The following is a 20899-nucleotide window of genomic DNA, read 5'->3' on the forward strand; positions in this document are numbered from 1 at the left end:
CCGTTAGACTCGGTTGTTGAGTATCTGTCCGCCATGGACACCAAGACCTTCAGGAGGACGCTTGCTTAGCGCTATTGGCCGGGCTTTCCGGACGCCAGACTTACGGCGCAAGCTGTTGTTCACGCTGGGAATCATCACAATTTTCCGCCTGGGTGCTTTCATCCCCGCGCCCGGTGTTGACTACGGCAACGTCCAGCAGTGTTTGCAACTTGGGAACACCGAGGGCGGGCTCTACGAGTTCGTGAACCTTTTCAGTGGTGGCGCACTCCTCCAGGTATCCATTTTTGCTCTGGGCATCATGCCCTACATCACCGCGAGCATCATCACCCAGCTGCTCCGCGTGGTGATCCCGCGTTTCCAGGAACTGCATCAGGAAGGCGCGCAGGGCCAGTCCACTCTGACCCAGTACACGCGTTACCTGACGATTGCACTGGCCCTGTTGAATGCGACCACCCTGGTTTCCCTGGCGCGATCCGGTGCGCTGCTGGGCGACTGTCCGGTGCCGATCATTCCTGATGACAGCATCATTACCATCCTGCTGCTGATCCTCACCCTGACCGCTGGCACAGGCCTGATCATGTGGATGGGTGAACTCATCACCGAACGCGGTGTCGGCAACGGCATGTCCCTGCTGATCTTCACCGCCATCGCTGCAGGCTTCCCCACCTCGCTGGGCGAAATCCTCCGGACCCAGGGCTGGACCGTCTTTGTGGCAGTCATCGCCATCGGGTTGGTCGTCGTCGCCCTGGTGATCTTCGTCGAGCAGTCGCAGCGGAGAATCCCGGTGCAGTACGCGAAGCGTATGGTCGGCCGGCGCACCCTCGGCGGCAGCAGCACTTACATTCCCATCAAGGTCAACATGGCCGGGGTTATCCCGGTCATCTTCGCTTCGTCGATGCTGTACCTGCCCAGCCTGATTGCGCAGTTCAATACGCCAACCGATGGGCAGACACCGCCACCGGAATGGGTCAACTTTATTACCACCTACCTGGCAAACGGGGACCACCCGCTTTACATGGCCCTGTACTTCGCCATGATCGTGTTCTTCACCTACTTCTACGTAGCGATCACGTTCAACCCGGACGAGGTCTCCGAGAACATGAAGAAGTACGGCGGGTTCATCCCGGGCATCCGGGCTGGCCGGCCGACGGCCGAGTATCTGCAGTATGTGCTGTCCCGGATCACCCTCCCCGGCGCCCTCTACCTCGGCCTGGTAGCACTGATCCCGTTGATCGCCCTGGTGCTGATCAACGCCAACCAGAACTTCCCGTTCGGCGGCGTCTCAATTCTCATCATGGTGGGCGTTGGACTCGAGACGGTGAAGCAGATCGACGCTCAGCTACAGCAGCGTCACTACGAAGGGTTGTTGCGATGACACGCATGCTCATAATCGGTCCTCCCGGATCCGGTAAAGGCACACAGGCGGCGCGGATCTCCGAACGGCTCGGGGTCGTAGCAATCTCCACGGGAGACATCTTCCGGGACAACGTCAAGCGCGAAACACCACTGGGGCTGGAAGCCAAGAAGTTCATGGATGCCGGAGATTTCGTCCCCGACAGTGTCACCAACTCAATGGTCCGCGATCGGTTGAAACAGGCTGACGTCCGTGACGGGTTCCTGCTCGATGGCTACCCCCGGACTGCCGCGCAGGTGACCGAGCTCGACGACATCCTGCAGCAGAACGAAGTGGCCCTGGATGCGGTCCTGCAGTTGACAGCTCCTGACGAGGAACTGGTCCGCCGGCTTACCAATCGTGCGCAGCTCGATGGACGCAGCGACGACAACGAGGCCGTCATCCGTCACCGCCTGGACCTCTACCACGGGCAGACGGAGGGTGTGGTGTCGCAGTATGAAGGACGCGGCATCGTCAGGCGTGTCGACGGCATCGGGGAGATCGACACGGTTACCGAGCGCGTGGTCAGCGCACTGAACGGTTCGCGGTAACTTGTCGATGTTCCGCCAGCCTAAGGTTGAGTACAAGAGCAACCAGCAGATCCTCACCATGCGCAAGGCGGGACTGGTTCTTTCGGCGGCTCTGGACGAAGCTATCGGCGCGGCAGCGGTAGGTGTCACTACCGGTGAACTGAACGCAGTCTTCGCGGACGTTCTCAAGTCGGCTGGTGCCACCTCCAATTTTCTTGGCTACCACGGTTTCCCGGCGTCCATCTGCGCCTCCGTCAATCATGAAGTGGTCCACGGTATCCCCGGGGACTATGCGCTTCAGGATGGCGACATCCTCTCCATCGACGGTGGCGCAGTAGTGGACGGCTGGCATTCGGATTCCGCACGATCGGTTATCGTCGGTCAGCCCCGGCCCGAAGATCAGCGTCTCTCCGACGCCACTGAGTCCGCCATGTGGCACGGCATCGCTGCTCTGGCCAGTGGGCGCAACGTCGGCGACGTCGGCAATGCGATCGATGACTACGTGAGCGGGCTTGAGGGCGCACCACTGGGTATCCTGCAGGACTATGTGGGACACGGGATCGGCACCCAGATGCACCAGGCGCCTGACGTTCTGAACTACCGAAGCGGACACCGGGGCCCTAAAATCAGACCCGGGCTGTGCCTTGCGATTGAACCGATGCTGGTCCTCGGTAGCCTCGAGACAACCCTGCTCGACGACGATTGGACGGTCGTCACGACAGATGGCCGCCGCTCCTGCCAATGGGAGCACACGGTGGCGGTGCATGACCGTGGCATTTGGGTTCTCAGCGCAGCCGACGGTGGTGCTGCAAAGCTTGAGCCGCTGGGGGTCACACCCGTTCCGCTGTCCTAGTGGTTCAGCCGCCGGTCGCAGATTTAACATTTCCCCAGCGGTAGCGTAGAGTTGCCTGTTGGTTGTCTCTACTCGTGTGCCCATTTCGGGCGCCCACGCCTGCACAAATCGGGAAGTCCGGTTCTGGTGCTGAGGCGGAAGTAAGCCAACAATTACCATTCCATTCGTTCATCGTGCAAGCGGTGGGCATAGACGTTAGCGGAGGATATGGCCAAGAAAGACGGTGTCATTGAGATTGAAGGCACTGTGAACGAGGCTCTGCCCAACGCGATGTTCCGCGTTGAGCTGGCCAACGGTCACATTGTCCTTGCCCACATCTCGGGCAAGATGCGTCAGCACTATATCCGGATCCTCCCTGAGGACCGGGTGGTAGTGGAGCTTAGCCCCTACGACCTCACCCGAGGTCGTATTGTCTACCGCTACAAATAAGGAATTCTCCCATCCTGCCTCAGGGTAGGGAGTGTAGTTACAGCACAATCTGCAAACAACGCAAAGGAAAACCATGAAGGTCCAGCCGAGCGTCAAGCGGATCTGCGATAAGTGCCAGGTGGTTCGCCGCAAGGGCAACGTACTCGTGATCTGCGAAAACCCGCGCCACAAGCAGCGTCAGGGATAGTTCTTCTCCTTTCGAGAAGAGCCCCGCACGCAGCAGCAGTACATCCATAAAGGCAGAGCAGTTCCCCTCGCTTGAGGGGAGCACACCCCCGGGCACGGAGGCCGGGGAGCTGAAAACCTCAGCAGGCCGCTCTGTTTCAGACCTCCAGTATCACCAAAGGAGAACCGCCACTATGGCACGTCTCGCTGGCGTAGACATTCCCCGCGAAAAGCGGGTAGTGATAGCGCTTACCTATATCTATGGCGTGGGCAAGACCCGTGCAGACCAGACGCTCGCAGAAACCGGGATCAGCCCGAATACGCGTGTCAAGGACCTCACTGACGCGGAGCTGCTGCAGCTTCGTGACTACATCGAAGTCAACTACAAGGTCGAAGGTGACCTCCGCCGTGAGGTAGCTGCCGACATCCGCCGGAAGGTGGAAATCGGAAGCTATGAAGGCATCCGGCACCGCCGCGGTCTTCCAGTGCGCGGACAGCGCACGAAGACCAACGCGCGTACCCGTAAGGGCCCCAAGCGCACTGTAGCCGGCAAGAAGAAGGCCGCGCGCTAGTTCCCCACTGGCTCCCTAACCTGACTCGCTAGCGCTCGTCCGGCCAGGGAACCCTCGCCAGCGGAGGCCCCTGTTGTAGGGGCTTATGGTTCTAGCCAGCCGCTTGCTCGCCAGACCTTCAGGTCCCGGCACCTCACCCATCACCTTTCGTAGGAGAAGCAATGCCCCCCAAGACTCGTGGAGCGGTACGTAAGCCGCGTCGCAAGGACAAGAAGAATATCGCGCTTGGACAGGCGCACATCAAGAGCACCTTCAACAACACCATCGTGTCCATCACGGACCCGTCAGGAGCAGTCATTTCCTGGGCCTCCGCTGGTGAAGTTGGATTCAAGGGCTCTCGTAAGTCGACGCCGTTCGCCGCGCAGATGGCAGCCGAGGCTGCTGCAAAGCGTGCGCAGGAACACGGCGTCAAGAAGGTCGACGTTTTCGTCAAGGGCCCAGGCTCAGGTCGCGAAACGGCTATCCGCTCGCTGCAGGCCACCGGCCTGGAGGTTGGCTCCATCCAGGACGTCACCCCCAGCGCCCACAACGGTTGCCGGCCTCCGAAGCGTCGCCGCGTCTAATTAGCTTTTCCGGCGTCGAATGCCGCTCTGAGGGTGATCCCGGTCCCGGGATCATTCCGGGGCGGCGTTCGACACCGATCCTTAAGCTAATAAGCGTTGCTTGCTAGCTGTCCCTTTCCACCATTTGTGTTGCGTCATATAGCGGATGCTCCCTGAAAGGAAATGTAAGTGCTTATTGCACAGCGCCCCACCCTGACTGAAGAAGTCGTCGCCGACAACCGCTCGCGGTTCGTCATCGAGCCGCTTGAGCCCGGTTTCGGCTACACCCTCGGAAACTCACTCCGCCGCACCCTGCTCTCATCGATCCCGGGTGCAGCTGTCACCAGCATCCGCATCGACGGTGTGCTGCACGAGTTCACCACGGTTCCGGGTGTCAAGGAAGATGTCACTGAGATCATCCTGAACATCAAGAATCTGGCTGTGTCCTCCGAGCACGACGAGCCAGTCGTTGCCTACCTGCGCAAGCAGGGCCCCGGCGTCGTCACGGCAGCGGACATCGCGCCTCCAGCAGGTGTCGAATTCCACAACCCGGATCTGCACATTGCCACCCTGAACTCAAAGGGGAAGTTCGAGCTCGAACTGACCATTGAGCGTGGACGCGGTTATGTGTCGGCGTCCCAGAACAAGTCCGGTGACTCCGAGATCGGCCGCATCCCGGTCGATTCGATCTACTCACCAGTCCTGAAGGTCACCTTCCGGGTTGAAGCAACCCGTGTTGAGCAGCGCACCGACTTCGACCGCCTGATTGTCGACGTCGAAACCAAGGACGCCATCGCCCCCCGCGATGCCGTCGCTTCGGCCGGTACCACCCTGGTGGAACTGTTCGGTCTGGCCCGCGAGCTTAACACCGCCGCTGAAGGCATTGAGATCGGCCCGTCGCCTACTGACGCTGCCCTGGCAGCCGACATGGCGCTCCCGATCGAAGATCTTGAGCTGACTGTTCGTTCGTACAACTGCCTCAAGCGCGAGGGTATCCACACCGTGGGTGAGCTCGTTGCCCGCTCCGAGGCAGATCTGATGGATATCCGTAACTTCGGTGCGAAGTCCATCGACGAGGTCAAGGCCAAGCTCGTTGAGCTGGGCCTGTCCCTGAAGGATTCCCCTCCAGGGTTCGACCTCGCGGCTCGCGCAGCAGCCATTGAAGAGGACGACGCCGCGTACAGCGACGAAGAGCTCTAACAATTTAGAACGACCTGTCCGCCGCTCCTAGCGGCGGACAGGACCACTTAGAGGAGAAACAATCATGCCCACACCAACAAAGGGCCCACGTCTCGGAGGCGGTCCGGCGCACGAACGCCTGATGCTCGCCAACTTGGCCGCCTCACTGTTCGAGCACAAGCGCATCACCACCACGGTGACCAAGGCGAAGAGGCTTCGTCCCTACGCCGAGCGCCTGATCACCTTCGCGAAGAAGGGCGATCTCGCCTCACGTCGTCGCGTCCTTGGCGTCATCAGCAGCAAGAGCATCGTCCACGAGCTGTTCACGGACATCGCTCCGGCCGTTGCCGAGCGCGAAGGTGGCTACACCCGCATCACCAAGATCGGCAACCGCAAGGGCGACAACGCTCCGATGGCTGTCATCGAACTGGTTCTTGAGCCAATGTCAGCGAAGCAGTCAGTCGTTGCAGAAGCTGAGCAGTCCAAAGCCAACGCAGCTACTGCCGCACCGGTGAAGGCCGACTCGCCTGAGTCAGCCGACTCCCCGGATTCACCTGAGTCAGCCGACTCTCCGGATTCACCTGAGTCAGCCGACTCTCCGGATTCACCTGAGTCAGCCGAATCAGCACCGTCGGCCGAAGAGGTCGCCGCTGAAGACACGAACGTCAGCGCCGAGGCCGGCGCCGACGAGGTTGTCGTCGTTGAAGAAGGCACCACCGAGGACGACGGCAAGAAGTAATTCTTCCGCCGCTTGGTAAGTACCGTGATTGAGCAAAAGCCCGCTGTCCCTGCTGTGGATGGCGGGCTTTTGCGTGTCCGGCTAGACCTGGCCTACGACGGGGCGCACTTCTCTGGGTGGGCGGTACAGCCCGGGTTGCCCACCGTTCAGGGAGTGATCGAGGCTGGGCTTCAGACCCTGCTACGCAGACCCGGACGGCTGACCGTCGCGGGACGCACCGACACCGGCGTCCACGCCCGGGGCCAGGTGGCGCACGTGGATCTCACGCCTGAGGAGTGGCACGGACTCAGCAGGGGCAAGGAGATGACACCGGAAACCGCAATGCTGCGGCGGCTTGGCGCTACAATCAGCCGCGAACTGGAAAAATCGGACCGGCAGCGTCACCAGGTTCCGGCCGTCGTCGTCCGGAAGGTCTCCCTTGCCCCTCCCGGATTTGATGCCCGGTTCTCAGCGCTGTGGCGCCGCTACAGTTACCGGATCGCCGACCGGCCCGAGCTGCGGGACCCGTTGGTCCGCGGGGTCACCCTCTGGCACCCCGAAGAACAACAGGTTCAGAGACTGAACGACGGCGCACGGCAGCTTCTTGGGCTGCAGGACTTCCGGTCCTTTGTGAAACCCCGACCCGGGGCGACGACAGTCCGTGAACTGCAGCGATTCGATTTCGAACGAGTCGAGGACGGAATCATCACCGTTGCCATCCAGGCCGACGCGTTCTGTCACAACATGGTGCGTGGATTGATCGGATCGGCCTTGCGTGTGGGCGCCGGAGAGAAGGAGCCGTCCTGGCTCCTTGAACGGCTGAACGCACGCAGCAAGGAAGCCCGCTCGGTGCTTGCCGCTCCCCACCCGTTGATCCTCGAAGAGGTCCGCTATCCCGACGACGCCGTTATCGGGCTACGGGCCGAAGAGACCCGCGCCCGGCGTGCCGGCACAGTGGTCGTTTTTCCTGATCGCTGATGCACCGAGGGGCTCAGGAATGCGAGGCGGCGGCCGTCGCAGTGTTAGCGACAGTGGTGGGTAGGGTGACGGTGAACGTGGTCCCGACGCCTGGGGAGCTGGAGCACCTGATAGTCCCGCCATGTCCCTCGACGATCGCCTTGGTCACCGCCAGCCCCAGCCCTACGCCGGGAATGGCTGCCTCGCGGGCGCTCCGGGCGCGGAAGAAGCGGCCGCAGACGAGGCCGGCCTCACGCTGCGTCATTCCAATGCCGTTGTCCTGAACTTCAACCTGGATGGTGTCCTCACCTGCGTGGGCACGGATAACGATTTCGCCGCCACCGGGGGAGTATTTGATCGCGTTGGAGAGCAGGTTATCCATGACCTGGCCCAATCTCAGCGGGTCGGCGATGACCCACAGCCGGTCGGGGAGCTCAGTCACCAGAGTCACCCCAGCGACGTCGGCATGGGCGCGGGCGGAACGCAGCCTGGTGGAGATGAGCTCTGACAGTTCGGTGGATTGCGGATGGATACTCATGGCGGCGGTGGTGGATGAGAGGAGATCGGACACGAGCACCGACAACCTTTGGGCGTTCCTCCGGGCGACCACGAGTGACTGATGCGCCGACGGAGACAGGCACTCTTGGGATTCCAGGACCAGATCCAGGTGGCCGATGACCGAGGTTAGGGGGGTACTGAACTCGTGGGTCACATTCGCAACAAAGTCTTCCTTGACCGTGAGTAAGCCAACCAGTTCAGTCACATCGTTGAAGACGATGACGGATCCGACGAGATTACCGTTCGTATCGGTCATTGGTCGTGCAGCAGTCGAGACTGCCCGCTGGGCTTCCCCTTCGCCGAGCCAGAGCAGGTTGTTGGAGAACGACTCGCCGTTGACTGCGCGGCGGATCGGATGCCTGGAGCCGGGCAGCCGGGCAGCACCCTTGCTGCCCGAGAACGGGAGCACGTCCTCGTCCGTCGAGTCCGACGGGTCCGCTACCTGGTGGAATAGCTGTTGTTGCCGGTTCGAAAGGAGCATCCTACCCTCCGCATCGACCGCGACCACCCCGACGCCAACCGTGTCCAGGATCGTGGCGAGCAGCCGTTCGCGATTCCCGCTCTCAGCCTCCAGAACACTGACCGCCTGGTTTTTCCGGTCCAGCTCCACCCTTTGCCGGATGACGCGCATGCTGAGGATGTGCATGGTGAGGAAGGTGGCCAACATCATTGTCGGAAGAAGCAGAGTCTCAACGGCGCGGGAACTTGTCATGGAAAAGGTGGCGAGCTGTGGGAAATGAATGATGAGATAGGGCGCAACGAAGCTCATGACAGCGGCGACAAAGGTAATACGTCCGGATGCGGCAAGCCAGATCACGGGAAAAACAGCCAGTGTGCCCAGACCCGGCAGATCCTCGTAGGCGCCGTTCCTGCATAGTCCGATGGCGACGAAATCGAGGAACGGGACAGCGAGCACGGACCAGACTGGCAGACGTTCCCAGGGCGTCACCAGGCATGCAGCGAAGAGCAGCACAATCATCACAAGGCCAGCGAGAAAAGGTTCGCTTTGAAGAATTCCTGGATTCAATAGCGGTGCCGTGCCAGCGATCAGAACTACACATAACGTTAGTGGCAATTGGTAGAGCGCGGTCTTCCCGCGCAGGCTAAGATGGCGCTCGAACTTTCCGTCACCAAGGAGCCAAAAGGGCTCTGTCGTTTTAGGCTCGCTGAAAAGTTTCTGCTCTGGCACAATTGCGGCGTCCCCGGGCCGTAGGCGATGCATAGGCCTATTATCCTCCCCGATACGCAGAGCGATAGCCACCTTGGAGGATTAGTTTCAAGTGCGAACGAGTGTGTTGGGAGCCAAAGATGAGTATTGTGAAATGCAAGGTACGTCATAAGTGACGCACTACCACCACAGGCCAGGTTCGAGTGAAGACGAGGGGATGACATATGAGCGATCCCGGAGTAGCAGTTGTCATCGAGGACGATGATGATGTGAGGAACCTGCTCGATGCGGTTCTCACGCAGTCAGGTTTTGAGGTTCACTCGGCCGGCCTCGGGCGCGACGGGGTTGAGCTTGTCTCACAACACGGCGCCACCATCGTCACTCTCGACGTAGGGCTTCCGGACATTGACGGGTACGAGGTGCTGCGGCGCATCCGGGCCACCAGCGACTGTTACGTGCTGATGCTCACCGCCCGCACCGACGAACTCGATACCCTCACGGCACTGCAATCCGGGGCTGACGATTTCATCACCAAGCCGTTCCGCCCGCGGGAGTTGAGGGCCCGAATAGCCGCGATGCTTCGCCGTCCACGTGACCAGGGACCGGTCGGCATGGGAGCGGCGCCCCAGGAAACTCTCGACAGTGAATCGGGGCTCCTCAAACACAACGGGCTGACCCTCAACCATGAGACGCGGACGGCAAGCCTCCCCGGCACCACACTCAGCCTGACCCGAAGCGAATTCGATTTGTTGCACGACCTGCTGCGCAGTGGTGGAGCGGTTCGTACCAAGGCCAACCTGGTGAGGGTGGTACGCGGACACCACTACCGGGACGATGCCTTCATCAGTGACGCAGACGAGCGGGCGGTGGAAGTCCACATGGGAAATCTGCGCCGGAAACTTGGCGAGGATTCGCGGGAACCAAAGTGGTTGCTCACCGTGCGTGGCGTTGGCTACCGTCTCGCGCCCAGCCAAGACTGACTGACGGGAAGATCTTCAGGGGCGTCCCGGACCTAGCCGTTGGTTTCAGCCTCCCGGAGAAGAGCCTCGATGGTTTGGAGCGCGCAGGAATGTAGGCGAGGCAACAATGCGGCAGCCGCGGGGTACTCGTCGACTCTGATCAGGTTTTCCAGGTCAGCTGCGAGGTCGGCGAGCCGGGAGGCTCCCACCATGGTCGCCGTCGTCTTGATACTGAGGATGGCATCCACGGCGGCTACGCCACTGTGGTCCTCAAGATCGGTGGTCAGGCGCAGGTACCTGTCGTCCCAGGCGTCGACGAAGTCGAGTACAAACGATTTCAGAGCCGTGGGGTTGTCGATGTGATCTCCGAGGAGAGCGAGGATCTGGCGATCAACCAAGGGTAGTTCTTCACGCTCCGGGACGGTCACCACACGCATTTCGCGGAATCCGCCGCAGACGCAGCCACCGAAATTACCATGATCACCGCCTGACGCCCGGCGTATTCTGTCTTCAACATTTCATTAGAATACGTTCGAAGTGCCCGTTGGGGATGGCAGTGCCCAGACCCTGCGCAAAAGCTTCGCCATTCCTACAGATGGTGCGTATCCACCACCGCTCTTAGCGTGGGGACAGGTCCTGATCGCGAACCAGCACGCCGTCGTGAAGCTCCACCAGAGGACCTGCACGAGTGGTCAGGCGAATCCCACGACCCCGGCGAAGCAGGCCATGAGCATTGGTGGCCCGAACGGGAATACCGAGCGGCGGGACGCCTTCTGTGCAAGGAGCAGGAACACGCCGATCAGAGCCCCGAGCACAAAACCCCCCAGCACCGTCACCGTCCACGCGGTCATACCTGCATAGCCACCGTAGAGTCCCAGGACTGCGGCGAGTTTCACGTCGCCCATACCGAGGCCCCCGGGGGAGACCAGGGCCAGGACCAGATAGAGGGCGAACATGGCGGCACTGCCGACGATCGCCCCCGCTAACCGGTCCCATTCGCCTGACACGAGGCTGGCGAGCGTGAACAGGACCAGTGCGGTAACGCCGAAGGGCAGCAGAAGCGCGTTCGGCAAAAGACGGGTGCGGAGATCCACGACCCCCAGCACCACCGAGAAAACAGGGAGTGCCAGAAAGGCCGGGGTGGCGGGGGACCACCCGAGCCGCCAGAACACCGTCGCGCACAACACAGCGGTTATCAGACCAGTCCATTGCCTCACCGCAGGGGGAAGGTCCAGCACCGATCGCGGCAGGACCACGCGCCCCGATTTAGTGTCCCGTTGCCGCTTCATTCCCCCATTATCTACTGGTGCGGTGGCATAGGCTGTGATGATGAGCACGCACCGTCCCCCGGTCTCGCCCGGGGGCAAGCCGCTGACTCGGGCAGAGCCGAGGTTGAGCGAGACCCTGGATGCTCTGCCGGTGGCTGTGGCCCTCCTCTCGGCACACGGTGTGATCACCGAAGTCAATCGGGAGTGGGAAAGATTTCCTCAGCCCTTCGATGAGATCGGAGGGGTCCACGGAGCGGGTGAGTCCTACACCGCGGCGTGCGACGATGCCGCAGTACGCGGGGATGATGCGGCGATAGCGGTCTCCCGCGGCCTGCGCACGGTCTTAGCCGGGGACGAACAGAACCTGGCCCTGGAGTATCCAACGCGCGGCGGTGAACGCTGGATTCGGACCCGGATCTGCGGGATCGACGGCGGCGGACTGCTCGTCACCCATATCGACATTTCGCGGCAGATGCTTGGGCAGCAGGAAATATCCTTTCAGGCGTCGCTGCTGAACGCGGTCGGGCAGTCAGTGATTGCCATTGATCTGGATGGCAGGATTTCCTTCTGGAACGATGCCTCAGTGGGGATGCTGGGCTGGAATGCAGGGGAGGCGGTGGGCCGACACTTTGCCGATCTCGCCCTCTTTGAGAGCGGATCCAAGGCGGCAGCGATCATCTCCCAGGTCGCCGCCGGCGGGACTTGGTCAGGCGAGCACTGGACGAAGCACCGCAGCGGGCGCCGGTTGTCGGTTTACTCCACTGTCACGCCGCTGTATGGCTCCCGGGGCGAAGTGATCGCGGTGATCGATGTGTCCACTGACACCACCGAGTCCCAGCAAGCCGAGGCAGAAATGGGTCGCCTGTCCAGCCTCGTCGAATCGTCGAATGATGCAATCAACGGTGCCACTCTCGACGGTATCATCACCAGTTGGAACTCCGGGGCCGAGAAGATGTACGGCTACTCGTCGAAGGAGGCCATCGGGAAGAGCGTCGCGATGTTGTCCCCGGTGGAGCGTTCCAGAGCGGATGAGGAGCTGCGCGACCGGCTGCGCCGTGGCGAAGCGGTCATGGGCCAGTACGTCCGGGGAATGCGCAAGGACGGCACGCTGATGGATGTTTCCCTGACGTTGTCGCCCATGTATGACGCGTCGGGTCAGCTGATCGGATCGTCGGCGATTGCCCGTGATGTTACGGAGCTGAACAATCTGCGTGCGGCCTCCGAACTGGAGCGGGACAGGCTGGCCGCTGCCCAGGAGATGGCCCATGTGGGCTCGATCGAATGGGATGCAGGCTCGGGTCGTGTCTGGTGGTCCGACGAGTACTGCCGGATCCATGGGATCCCGGTAACGTCCGCAGGTGCGCGGGTACCACTGGTACAAGCCGTCCATCCTGCCGACCGCCGACGCGTGGTCCAGATCTGGGATGAATTGATTGCCCGCGGGGGGCCGGTCGACTTCACCTATCGGGTCAGGACGCCCGAAGGGGAAACGCGGTGGGTGTTCGCCCGCGGCACCCTGGAGAGGAACAGCGACGGCGGGCCGGTCAAAATGCTGGGAACCGCGATGGACATTACCGAGCGCAAGCTGAGCGAACAGGCGCTCGAGCGGCTGGCTTTCCGTGACCCGCTCACCGGGCTCGCGAACCGTGCGCTGCTCACTGAGAGCATCGACAGGGCGCTCTCCCACTGTGCCCTCCGGGGTACCCGGGTGGGATTGCTCTTCCTCGACGTCGACCGGTTCAAGGTGATCAATGACGGTCTGGGCCATGCGGCGGGCGACAGTCTTCTGGTCCAGCTGGCTGCCCGCTTACAGCACGCGGTGCGCCCCGACGACACCCTGGCCCGCTTTGCCGGTGACGAGTTTGTGATCGTGTGTACGGACCTGACCGAAGAAAGTGCGACGCAGCTCGCCCGCCGCATCCGGACCGCGGTGCAGCTGCCGTTCGAATTGCTGGAACGGGAGGTGTTTGTCGATGTGAGTATCGGGATCGCGATCTCGGACGCGGACGACACCCCTGGATCACTCCTGCGCAACTCGGACGCCGCGATGTACCGGGCGAAGGGGAGTGGCAGGAAGAAGGCAGTTCTCTTTGACGAGGCGATGCATCGGCGGGCTGAACTGCGCCTGGCGGTGGAATCGGAATTGCCCCGCGCCATTGAACGGGATCAACTGAAGATTCACTATCAGCCGGTGGTGGACGTTGCCGGCGGTGAGCCGATCGGATTTGAGGCGCTGCTGCGATGGCAGCACCCGGAGCATGGGCTGATTGGTCCTGACTCGTTCATTCCGGTGGCCGAGGAGACTGGCCAAATAGTGCCGATTGGCCTGTGGGTCCTGAACCAGACACTGAAGCAGGCGCAACTCTGGAAATCCGAAGTGCCCGGCGCAGCCAACTGGCGGATCTCGGTGAACCTGTCCGCGCGGCAACTCCAGGACCCAGGACTGCCCGCCGCAGTGGCTGAGGCGATCCGGACGGCAGGGATCGACGCGGCCGCCCTGGTACTGGAAATCACCGAGTCGGTGCTGATGGGCGACGCCGACCAATCGTTGAGGACCCTGACGAAACTGCGGGGCCTGGGCATCGGGATAGCCATTGACGACTTTGGAACCGGGTACTCGTCGCTGAGCTATCTCCGGCGCTTCCCCGTCACCTCGCTGAAGATTGACCGCTCCTTTACCGAGGGGCTTGGGGGAAGCGATGCGCACGCTGGCCCCATTGTGGAGGCCATAACCGCCATGGGGCGGGCGCTTGGGTTACGGGTGGTCGCCGAGGGGGTGGAAACCGTTGAGCAGCTCAGGGAACTGTCCCGCATGGAGGTCCAATTTGCCCAGGGTTACCTGTGGTCGCCAGCGTTGCCGGCCGACGAGGTGCCCGGATGGTTCGCGGCGCATCAGGTAGGCGCCGCTGAGCGGTCGTTACCCTAGCGTCTCCACAAGCTGGATTGCTGCTGGTCCCATCACCACAATGAATAACACCGGGAGGATGCAGACCATTAGTGGGAACAAGACCTTCACGGGAATCTGCATAGCTTTTTCTTCGGCCCGTTGCCTGCGTTTAAGTCTCATCTCACTTGCCTGCACTCGAAGAACACTGGAAATCGAGATGCCGTACCGGTCGGCCTGGACTATGGCGTTGACGAACTTACGCAGATCCGGCGCATTGGTGCGGGAAAGTAGGGCCGCATAGGCTTCACGGCGTGCCATCCCCAACTGCATGTCCTGGAGGGTCCGGACCAGCTCGGCCGAGAGTGGGCCCTTCCCATTTTGGCCGGCACGCGCCATGGCGGAGTCGAAGCCGAGCCCGGCTTCCACAGCGATGGTCATCTGGTCGAGGGTGTCTGGCAATTCGAGTGCAATGGCAGCCTGACGTTCGGTGCCCTTGCTGTAGACGAGAAGATCAGGCACGAAATAGGCAATCCCGGTGAGGGCCAATGCGAGCAGGACGCTCCGGGCCCCCGGTGCGCCGCCGACGTAAAGAACTCCCAGAACCGCGGCTGCGATAGCCAGGAGGATTTTGGCGGTGACAAGTCGTTTCAGTGGCCATCCCGCTGGGCGTCCTGCCAGTGCGAGGCGCCGATCGAGCTTCGCGACCAGACGGTCAGGGGTGAAGCGGCTGGCGAAGGTTTCGAGCGAGGAGCCGTTACGCTGCTTCGCCTTTGTCTCATTGGGGAGACCGCGGGTCAGATTGTGCTGGATCTGGGTTCGTCCCGGCGCCCGATGCCCAACGATCGACCATGCAAAGAGCGGGATGGCAGCCACGATGGCCAGAATGCTGAGTGTTACCAATGGCGGCATGCGATCCTCCTTCCAGGGGGCCGACCCGATTGACAGTGGGCTAGAACTTGAACGAGACCACCTTCTTCATCCACACCCCACCCACCAGAAGTAGTATCAGTGAAACCCCGATCAGCAGGTAGCCGATGGGGTGCTGAAACATCGGATCCATATACCCGGGACTGACCACCATCAGAATTGCACCCATGGCGAACGGCAAACCCATCAGGATGTAGGCCGACAGCTTGCCTTCAGCGCTCAACGTGTCTACCTGCCGACGAATCTGGTTGCGTTCACGAATGGTTTGACCCACCTGATCGAGCACTTTGGCCAGGTTGCCACCCACTTCACGATGGATGGCAATAGCTTGCGCCACCCAGGAAAAGTCCTCGGATTGCATCCGATCGGCGGCGTCATCCAGTGCGTCACCCAGGTCACGACCGAGCCGGGTTTCGTTGATGATACGGGTGAACTCCTCGGTGGTCGGAGCTTCCGAATCGGCTGAAACGGCGTCGATTGCGCGCAGCAGGCTGTGCCCGGCACGCAAACCTCCTGCCAGCAATTGCAGGGTGTCGTCGAGTTGCTCTGCAAACTGTTTCTGACGGCGGGACGTCAGGATGCCGAGGGTCACCTTGACGAGAAGCGGGGCAGCAATAGCCAGAATGATGGCGAAGAACGGTCCGGCAAGGATCAGCCCCACACAGGCGGCGAGCACAGTGACGATGCCGGTCAGCACAACGAAGTCGGCTGGTCGGATCGTCACGCCAGCGCTTTCAAGTCTCGCAGCTGTTCCCGCCATCAGGTTGCGTCTCTTGAGGAGCCTGTCGACCAGGCTGATGGTCACGCTCGCCAATTGGGTCAGCTGGATAGGGGAGGGTGGGGCAGCCGACTTGGCGCGGTTTAGCGAATTCCGTTGGGGACGGGGGATGAGTACGAGCAAGATGGCGGCGCCCAGTGCGGCGAAACAGGCGACGATTCCAAGGAGGAGCTGGATAACCGGTGGTTCAGGCGTCATCGTTCACTCCTCCCGTTGACAGGGGACCCGAAAACGCTGGGGGAGAGTTCAATGCCGAGGTCCCGGAACCGGTCGGTGAACTTCGGGCGTACTCCGGTTGCCACCGGAACGCCAAGGAACCGGCCGTTGGAGTCGACGCCCGCGCTGTAGTCAAAGACGAAGGCATCCTGCAGGGTCACGATCTCGCCCTCCATGCCCTGGACCTCGGTCACATGGGTGACCCGACGGGTACCATCACGCAGACGGGTGAGCTGCACAATGACGTCCACTGCAGCAGCGAGCTGCTCACGGACCGCACGGAGCGGAAGGTCCATCCCAGCCATCAGAACGAGAGTTTCCAGCCGGGCAATTGCGTCGCGGGGTGAGTTGGAGTGGACGGTGGAGAGGGATCCGTCGTGGCCAGTGTTCATGGCCTGCAGCATGTCCAGGGTCTCGCCCCCGCGGACCTCCCCCACCACTATGCGGTCGGGCCGCATACGGAGGGAGTTGCGGACCAGATCCCGTATGGTGATCTCACCCTTGCCCTCGATGTTGCTGGGCCTGCTCTCCAACCGCACCACGTGGTCCTGCTGGAGCTGCAGTTCCACCGCATCCTCGATAGTAACGATCCTCTCGCCCTCCGGGATGAAGGAGGAGAGGACATTCAGGAGAGTGGTCTTCCCTGTGCCAGTGCCGCCGGACACGATGATATTCAACCGGGCCTTGACGCAGGCATCCAACAGCTCAGCCATGTCGGGGGATAGGGTCCCGAAGCCGATCAGGTCGTGAACCTGAAACGGGTCGGTGGCGAACTTTCGAATGGTCAAGGAGGATCCATTCACCGCCAAGGGCGGAATCACGGCGTTCACGCGGGAACCGTCGGCCAAACGAGCATCCACCAGCGGGGACGACTCGTCAATCCGTCGGCCCACCCGGGACACGATGCGTTCAATTACCTTCCGGAGGTGTTCCTCTGACGCAAACCGGACCCCGCTGCGGGTCAGCTTGCCGTGCTGCTCCACATAGATCATGTTCGGACCATTCACCATAATTTCGGTGACGCTTTCGTCGTCGAGCAGGTGCTGCAACGGACCGTAGCCCAAAACATCATCGCTGACACCACGGATCAGCCGCTGACGTTCATCTTTGGAAAGGGGCACCTCCTCTTCCTCGACCACCTGGGTGAGTTCTTCCTGTACCAGGGCGTGCAGCTGATCCTCGGTCAGGGCTGAATCGAGTAGCCGGTTTCCGAGCCGTTCGAAGAGAATGGTGCCGGCCCTGTCTTTCAGCTTGGCCAAGGCGTCGCGAGCTGGTGGCGGGGCTGACGCCGACGGCTTGGGAGTTCGCGGCGGCTGCCCTTCCCTCGTGCGCGGCTGTAATGACTGTTTCTGCTGAGGAGCGGCGGCCAGCACAGGCGCGTCCTGCGCTGCTGGTTGAGAGGACCCTGTTCCTGACGATCGACGGGCGGCTTCCAGACGCTCGGCAAGATTCACTGCTTTCCTCCCCGATGACGTCCATGACCCTTGGCTTTCACGGCGACGACGGGCGGTGCGAAGCGGAGCAACAGCTTCCGCAGCGCCTTGCTCGCGGGATCCCGTCGCTTGTTCTCGAGCAGGGGTGCCCCCTGGTTGGTGGAAAGCCGAACGGCGCGGGAGGACGGGATGACGATGTCGACCTTGACGCTGAGTGCCTTCTCGACGTCGGCGAGGGTCAGGCCGTCCCTTTGGTCAGCATTGTTGAGCACAATATGACGGGTGATCGGAATGAGTGCCAGCTCCCGCAGCACATCGAGTTCCTTGCGCAACCCCCGCACGCTGGGTACGTCCATGCCGCTGACAAAGACATAGTCGGTTGCCTTGTCCAGTGCGGCGAGGGTGTGCTCGGACAGCCCGGGGGAGGTGTCGACCACCACGTAGCGGTACTGGCTTGCCAGCTGGTCCAGTAGATGCGATACGTCTTCGCCGGAGACCTGATCCACCGAATCGGGAAGATCGGGGGCGCACAGGGCAAATAGCCCGGTTGGATGGGCGCTGAGAAAAGATTTCAACACCATGGTGTCGCGGCGGGCTGGACCATGAACCGCATCGGTCACCGAGTGGTCCGGGGAAATTGTCAATGCACTCGCCACGTCCCCGAACTGCAGGTCGAGATCGACCAGTACCGTGGCGTGGGGAGCTGATGCAGCCAGTCCGACCGCCAGGTTGCTTGCAACAGTAGTTTTTCCGGCTCCCCCCTTGGGAGAAACCACTGCGATTACCCGACCGTTGGCAGTGCCAGCGGTATCGCCGGACGAGAGGCTGGCTGAGCGTCGTCGAATGGCCGCGCTGCGGGTGGCCCGATGAAGGAGCACGCTCAGGTCGGCAACCTCGGCCTCGGGTTCAACGACGTCCCGGATCCCGGCGCGCATGGCGCTGAGCACCACACTGGGGGTGGGGGTGGTGGCGAGAAGAACGCTGACTTCGGGGAACTGCACCTCAAACTCGTCGGCAAGCTGCAGTGCGTCATCGAGGGGAACCCCTGGCCCGAGCATCAGTACGTCGAGAAGCCGGGGATCTGGAAGCTGGGCAACCAGCTCCTGCGCACCCGTCGGAAAAGCCGAGCCCGGCCAGGAATGTATTTCTCCCTCGAGTACTCCCGACGCCGCTTCCGTGAGTCGCTGGAGAAAGTCAGGAGCTGCGGTGACTATCGCGTAGCGGCTCATTCGTAAATCTCATCTGCAGTGATCGGCCGGGTGCCGTCCTCGGTGGCTGTCGCCGGTTCTTTTGAAAGCCAGATCCTGCCAAATTCTTGCCCATAGACGACTTTCTCGGCGTCAGGTGCTGGGCGGGCTACCGTCACCAAGACGCTTCCGGCAGGAATTGGGGTGGAGCCTGGAACATTCGATTCCTCCACCTGCTCTGGCAAGCCCTGAACGTTTGTGACCAGTACTTTATGCAGGGTGAGGTGGCTTACAGCCAGCGGATTTTCTTCACCGCCGCCTTCCAGCGATATAAAGACGCCGACCGTGTCCCCGGGACGTATCTGGCCACCAACGGCACGCTGGGGCTCCAGAAGAATGGTGACTTCCTGCATGCCCTCGGGCACCTCGACCACTGAGTCTTCACTGAGCTCCGCCGGGTCAACAAACCGGCTGCTCAACACCTGCTCACCAGCTACCAACTCCACACTGGTTACCAGGCCGGCGACCTGATCAAGGCTCACGATTGCGTCTGCGGGTACCACTTTGGCGGGGACTGCCTCCTCGCTCACCAGCTCGACTATGCCCTCGGCAGTAGTGCCCTCGGGGATTGAGATTCCGTTCCGGACCACCAGGACTGTCTGGGTTTCGGTGCCAGCCAGAGCCCGCTGCTCGGAGGCGCTGACGTATTGCACCAGGAGCACGGCGCCGATCACTGCAAGGACGACGGCGGCTATCGCACCGATGATTCGGCTTTTCACTGGAAATTCCCTTACTGGCTTAGCGTGACAAAGAAGGCGTTTAACTCGTCTCCGCCGAGCTCTTCGACGCCGAAGGACTCGAGGTCTTCGAGGGAGACCAGGGTAATGAATTTGCCCTTGATTCCGGCGCAGTTGTTGCAGCCGGTCTCCTTGATGGATTCACCGGGCCAGCTGTGTTTTGTGGTGTAGAACGCAGCAAAACCGTCAATCACGTAGTTAACGTTATTGCCGTTGCCTGACTTCGCCACGTAAACAGGCAATAAGATGGTTTTCCCATCGATATCGCAATTCTGGGGGCCACTCTTTCCTGGATCCCCTGCAATGATCTCGTCGACATCGACTGTTGCGCTACAGCTCTTCTTGTCGAGCGTATCGAGCCAGCCGAAAGCTCCCGGTAGAGACTTGCCGTCCGTACCCGTGCAACTGGAGTCGACGGTTATCCAGATCTCTTCGTCAGTGGGGGTCTGATCGAAGAGACACTTCGGTGCGGTGAAAGGAAAGACAGTCGCTTTGGAGGGGCTGCCCCAAGACGCCCGTGCTTTGGCCTGTACAGCCGACGACTCGATGCCCAGCACCGGCGCAAACCAGAACTGGACCGCCGATTTGCCATCGATGGTGAGGGTATTGGTGGTGACGGTGACCGTGTTGGAAACTGACAAGTCGACGACTGCGCTCGCGCGGCCGTCATTGGCGTTGGCGCTGGCAAGAGTTGCTGCGGTCACAGCTGACACTCCTGGATCGCACAAGTCCTTATATGCGCACTCCTGGGCAATGGCGAGAGCCGCGGCGTCTGCACCGTTCTGCAACTGGGCGCGTTCGGCGAAGACAATTCCGACATCGATGACCAGCGCGGCCATTCCCAGTACCAGCACCATCAGGAGCGACGCCATGACCGCCACCGCGCCGTCCTCGTTCTTCATCAGCCGCCGCATCGCATCACTCCCCTTCCAGTGACGGATACTGCATCGGCGAATAGTCCGGACAGCAGATCGACCGAGTAGGTCACCGTAACCGTCGTTTCAGTAGCGCTTTCGCAGGGCGTGACCGTGACCTGTCCTGAAGACAAAGCGGGTTGGAGGCCAGGTGCCGAGAGAATCGCTGCGGCCACGGCGACATCAGAGTCCTTCTGGATGGCCATCACCCGGACCGCCTCACGGGCAGCCGAGGTCACCTGAAGCTGGGCGTTGTAGACCCGCCCGAATTCGACGATTCCAAACAGGACCAGAAGGAGAATGGGCACCACGAGCGCGAATTCGACCGCAGCCGCTCCGGATTCGGAACGCAATCGTCTCATGGGGTTCTTTCCTTGAATCTAGTTCCGCTGTTAAGCAGATCGAAGCAGCGGTGCTGTACGCCGCTGCTTCGATCTGTATCCCGACCTCCCCAGCGGGCCGGGAGGAC

General features: G+C 61.5%; 22 protein-coding genes. 12 read left to right on the plus strand and 10 right to left on the minus strand.

Going from position 1 to position 20899, the window contains the following annotated elements:
• Positions 1-61: 61 nt before the first annotated feature.
• The 10 genes from secY to H4V95_RS04405 all read left to right on the plus strand — a co-directional run bounded on the left by secY (position 62) and on the right by H4V95_RS04405 (position 7359).
• Positions 62-1375, plus strand: a complete 1314-nt coding sequence (gene secY / locus H4V95_RS04360) for a preprotein translocase subunit SecY (protein ID WP_026040899.1) — start codon at positions 62-64, stop codon at positions 1373-1375.
• Positions 1372-1944 carry an adenylate kinase gene (locus H4V95_RS04365; RefSeq protein ID WP_196865233.1) on the plus strand — a complete coding sequence of 191 codons (573 nt, stop codon included), beginning with the start codon at positions 1372-1374 and terminating at the stop codon, positions 1942-1944. Before secY ends, H4V95_RS04365 begins: the two co-directional genes overlap by 4 nt.
• Before the next feature lie 7 nt (positions 1945-1951).
• Positions 1952-2776: a type I methionyl aminopeptidase gene (gene map, locus H4V95_RS04370; RefSeq protein WP_209728933.1), complete on the plus strand. Its 825-nt coding sequence runs from the start codon at positions 1952-1954 to the stop codon at positions 2774-2776.
• 207 nt (positions 2777-2983) lie between these two features.
• The gene (infA, locus tag H4V95_RS04375) at positions 2984-3205 is read left to right on the plus strand and encodes a translation initiation factor IF-1 (protein WP_019481515.1); all 222 of its coding nucleotides are present in this window, start codon (positions 2984-2986) and stop codon (positions 3203-3205) included.
• Between the two features lie 73 nt (positions 3206-3278).
• Positions 3279-3392 carry a 50S ribosomal protein L36 gene (gene rpmJ / locus H4V95_RS04380; RefSeq protein ID WP_024475611.1) on the plus strand — a complete coding sequence of 38 codons (114 nt, stop codon included), beginning with the start codon at positions 3279-3281 and terminating at the stop codon, positions 3390-3392.
• Positions 3393-3564: 172 nt separating this feature from the next.
• The gene (rpsM, locus tag H4V95_RS04385; RefSeq protein ID WP_171583914.1) at positions 3565-3942 is read left to right on the plus strand and encodes a 30S ribosomal protein S13; all 378 of its coding nucleotides are present in this window, start codon (positions 3565-3567) and stop codon (positions 3940-3942) included.
• A 161-nt stretch (positions 3943-4103) separates the two neighbouring features.
• Positions 4104-4505: a 30S ribosomal protein S11 gene (rpsK, locus tag H4V95_RS04390; protein WP_019481517.1), complete on the plus strand. Its 402-nt coding sequence runs from the start codon at positions 4104-4106 to the stop codon at positions 4503-4505.
• A gap of 168 nt (positions 4506-4673) precedes the next feature.
• Complete coding sequence (locus H4V95_RS04395) at positions 4674-5684, plus strand: DNA-directed RNA polymerase subunit alpha (protein ID WP_171583915.1); 1011 nt, start codon at positions 4674-4676, stop codon at positions 5682-5684.
• A gap of 64 nt (positions 5685-5748) precedes the next feature.
• Positions 5749-6402 carry a 50S ribosomal protein L17 gene (rplQ, locus tag H4V95_RS04400; RefSeq protein ID WP_196865231.1) on the plus strand — a complete coding sequence of 218 codons (654 nt, stop codon included), beginning with the start codon at positions 5749-5751 and terminating at the stop codon, positions 6400-6402.
• Positions 6403-6426: 24 nt separating this feature from the next.
• Positions 6427-7359: a tRNA pseudouridine(38-40) synthase TruA gene (locus H4V95_RS04405; protein ID WP_196865230.1), complete on the plus strand. Its 933-nt coding sequence runs from the start codon at positions 6427-6429 to the stop codon at positions 7357-7359.
• A gap of 13 nt (positions 7360-7372) precedes the next feature.
• Here the strand turns inward: H4V95_RS04405 and H4V95_RS04410 are convergent, their stop codons facing one another.
• Positions 7373-8875, minus strand: a complete 1503-nt coding sequence (locus H4V95_RS04410; protein ID WP_245345903.1) for a cell wall metabolism sensor histidine kinase WalK — start codon at positions 8873-8875, stop codon at positions 7373-7375.
• Between the two features lie 413 nt (positions 8876-9288).
• On the opposite strand from H4V95_RS04410, the gene H4V95_RS04415 reads away from it, so the two are divergent.
• A complete protein-coding gene (locus H4V95_RS04415; RefSeq protein WP_196865229.1) occupies positions 9289-10044 on the plus strand; it encodes a response regulator transcription factor in 756 nt (251 codons plus the stop codon).
• Between the two features lie 32 nt (positions 10045-10076).
• Here H4V95_RS04415 and H4V95_RS04420 read toward each other — a convergent pair whose 3' ends face one another.
• Both H4V95_RS04420 and H4V95_RS04425 read right to left on the minus strand, forming a co-directional pair.
• Positions 10077-10460, minus strand: a complete 384-nt coding sequence (locus H4V95_RS04420) for an Hpt domain-containing protein (protein ID WP_209728935.1) — start codon at positions 10458-10460, stop codon at positions 10077-10079.
• Positions 10461-10715: 255 nt separating this feature from the next.
• Positions 10716-11360, minus strand: a complete 645-nt coding sequence (locus tag H4V95_RS04425) for an A24 family peptidase (protein ID WP_312883943.1) — start codon at positions 11358-11360, stop codon at positions 10716-10718.
• Between H4V95_RS04425 and H4V95_RS04430 the strand changes: the two genes are divergently transcribed.
• Entirely contained in the window at positions 11353-14217 is a 2865-nt protein-coding gene (locus tag H4V95_RS04430; protein WP_209728937.1) for an EAL domain-containing protein, read from the plus strand. The two genes, H4V95_RS04425 and H4V95_RS04430, sit on opposite strands and share 8 nt — an antisense overlap.
• Here the strand turns inward: H4V95_RS04430 and H4V95_RS04435 are convergent.
• The 7 genes from H4V95_RS04435 to H4V95_RS04465 are packed head-to-tail and all read right to left on the minus strand — an operon-like array spanning position 14209 to position 20792.
• On the minus strand, positions 14209-15087 hold the full coding sequence (locus H4V95_RS04435; protein ID WP_196865226.1) for a type II secretion system F family protein: 879 nt from the start codon (positions 15085-15087) through the stop codon (positions 14209-14211). The genes H4V95_RS04430 and H4V95_RS04435 overlap by 9 nt on opposite strands.
• Before the next feature lie 40 nt (positions 15088-15127).
• On the minus strand, positions 15128-16081 hold the full coding sequence (locus tag H4V95_RS04440) for a type II secretion system F family protein (protein WP_245345571.1): 954 nt from the start codon (positions 16079-16081) through the stop codon (positions 15128-15130).
• Positions 16078-17553 (minus strand): CpaF family protein, encoded by a 1476-nt coding sequence (locus H4V95_RS04445; RefSeq protein WP_312883944.1) that lies wholly within the window; start codon positions 17551-17553, stop codon positions 16078-16080. The genes H4V95_RS04440 and H4V95_RS04445 overlap by 4 nt, the downstream gene beginning before the upstream one ends.
• Positions 17550-18761, minus strand: a complete 1212-nt coding sequence (locus H4V95_RS04450; protein ID WP_209728939.1) for an AAA family ATPase — start codon at positions 18759-18761, stop codon at positions 17550-17552. Before H4V95_RS04450 ends, H4V95_RS04445 begins: the two co-directional genes overlap by 4 nt.
• Positions 18758-19498, minus strand: coding sequence for a Flp pilus assembly protein CpaB (locus H4V95_RS18740; RefSeq protein WP_196865224.1), 741 nt, complete (start codon positions 19496-19498; stop codon positions 18758-18760). The genes H4V95_RS04450 and H4V95_RS18740 overlap by 4 nt, the downstream gene beginning before the upstream one ends.
• An 11-nt stretch (positions 19499-19509) precedes the next feature.
• Positions 19510-20418, minus strand: coding sequence for a pilus assembly protein TadG-related protein (locus tag H4V95_RS04460; protein ID WP_196865223.1), 909 nt, complete (start codon positions 20416-20418; stop codon positions 19510-19512).
• Complete coding sequence (locus H4V95_RS04465) at positions 20418-20792, minus strand: TadE/TadG family type IV pilus assembly protein (RefSeq protein ID WP_209728941.1); 375 nt, start codon at positions 20790-20792, stop codon at positions 20418-20420. Before H4V95_RS04465 ends, H4V95_RS04460 begins: the two co-directional genes overlap by 1 nt.
• Between the last annotated feature and the right edge of the window lie 107 nt (positions 20793-20899).

The sequence above is a fragment of the Arthrobacter sp. CAN_C5 genome, assembly GCF_017875735.1.
Lineage (GTDB): Bacteria > Actinomycetota > Actinomycetes > Actinomycetales > Micrococcaceae > Arthrobacter_D.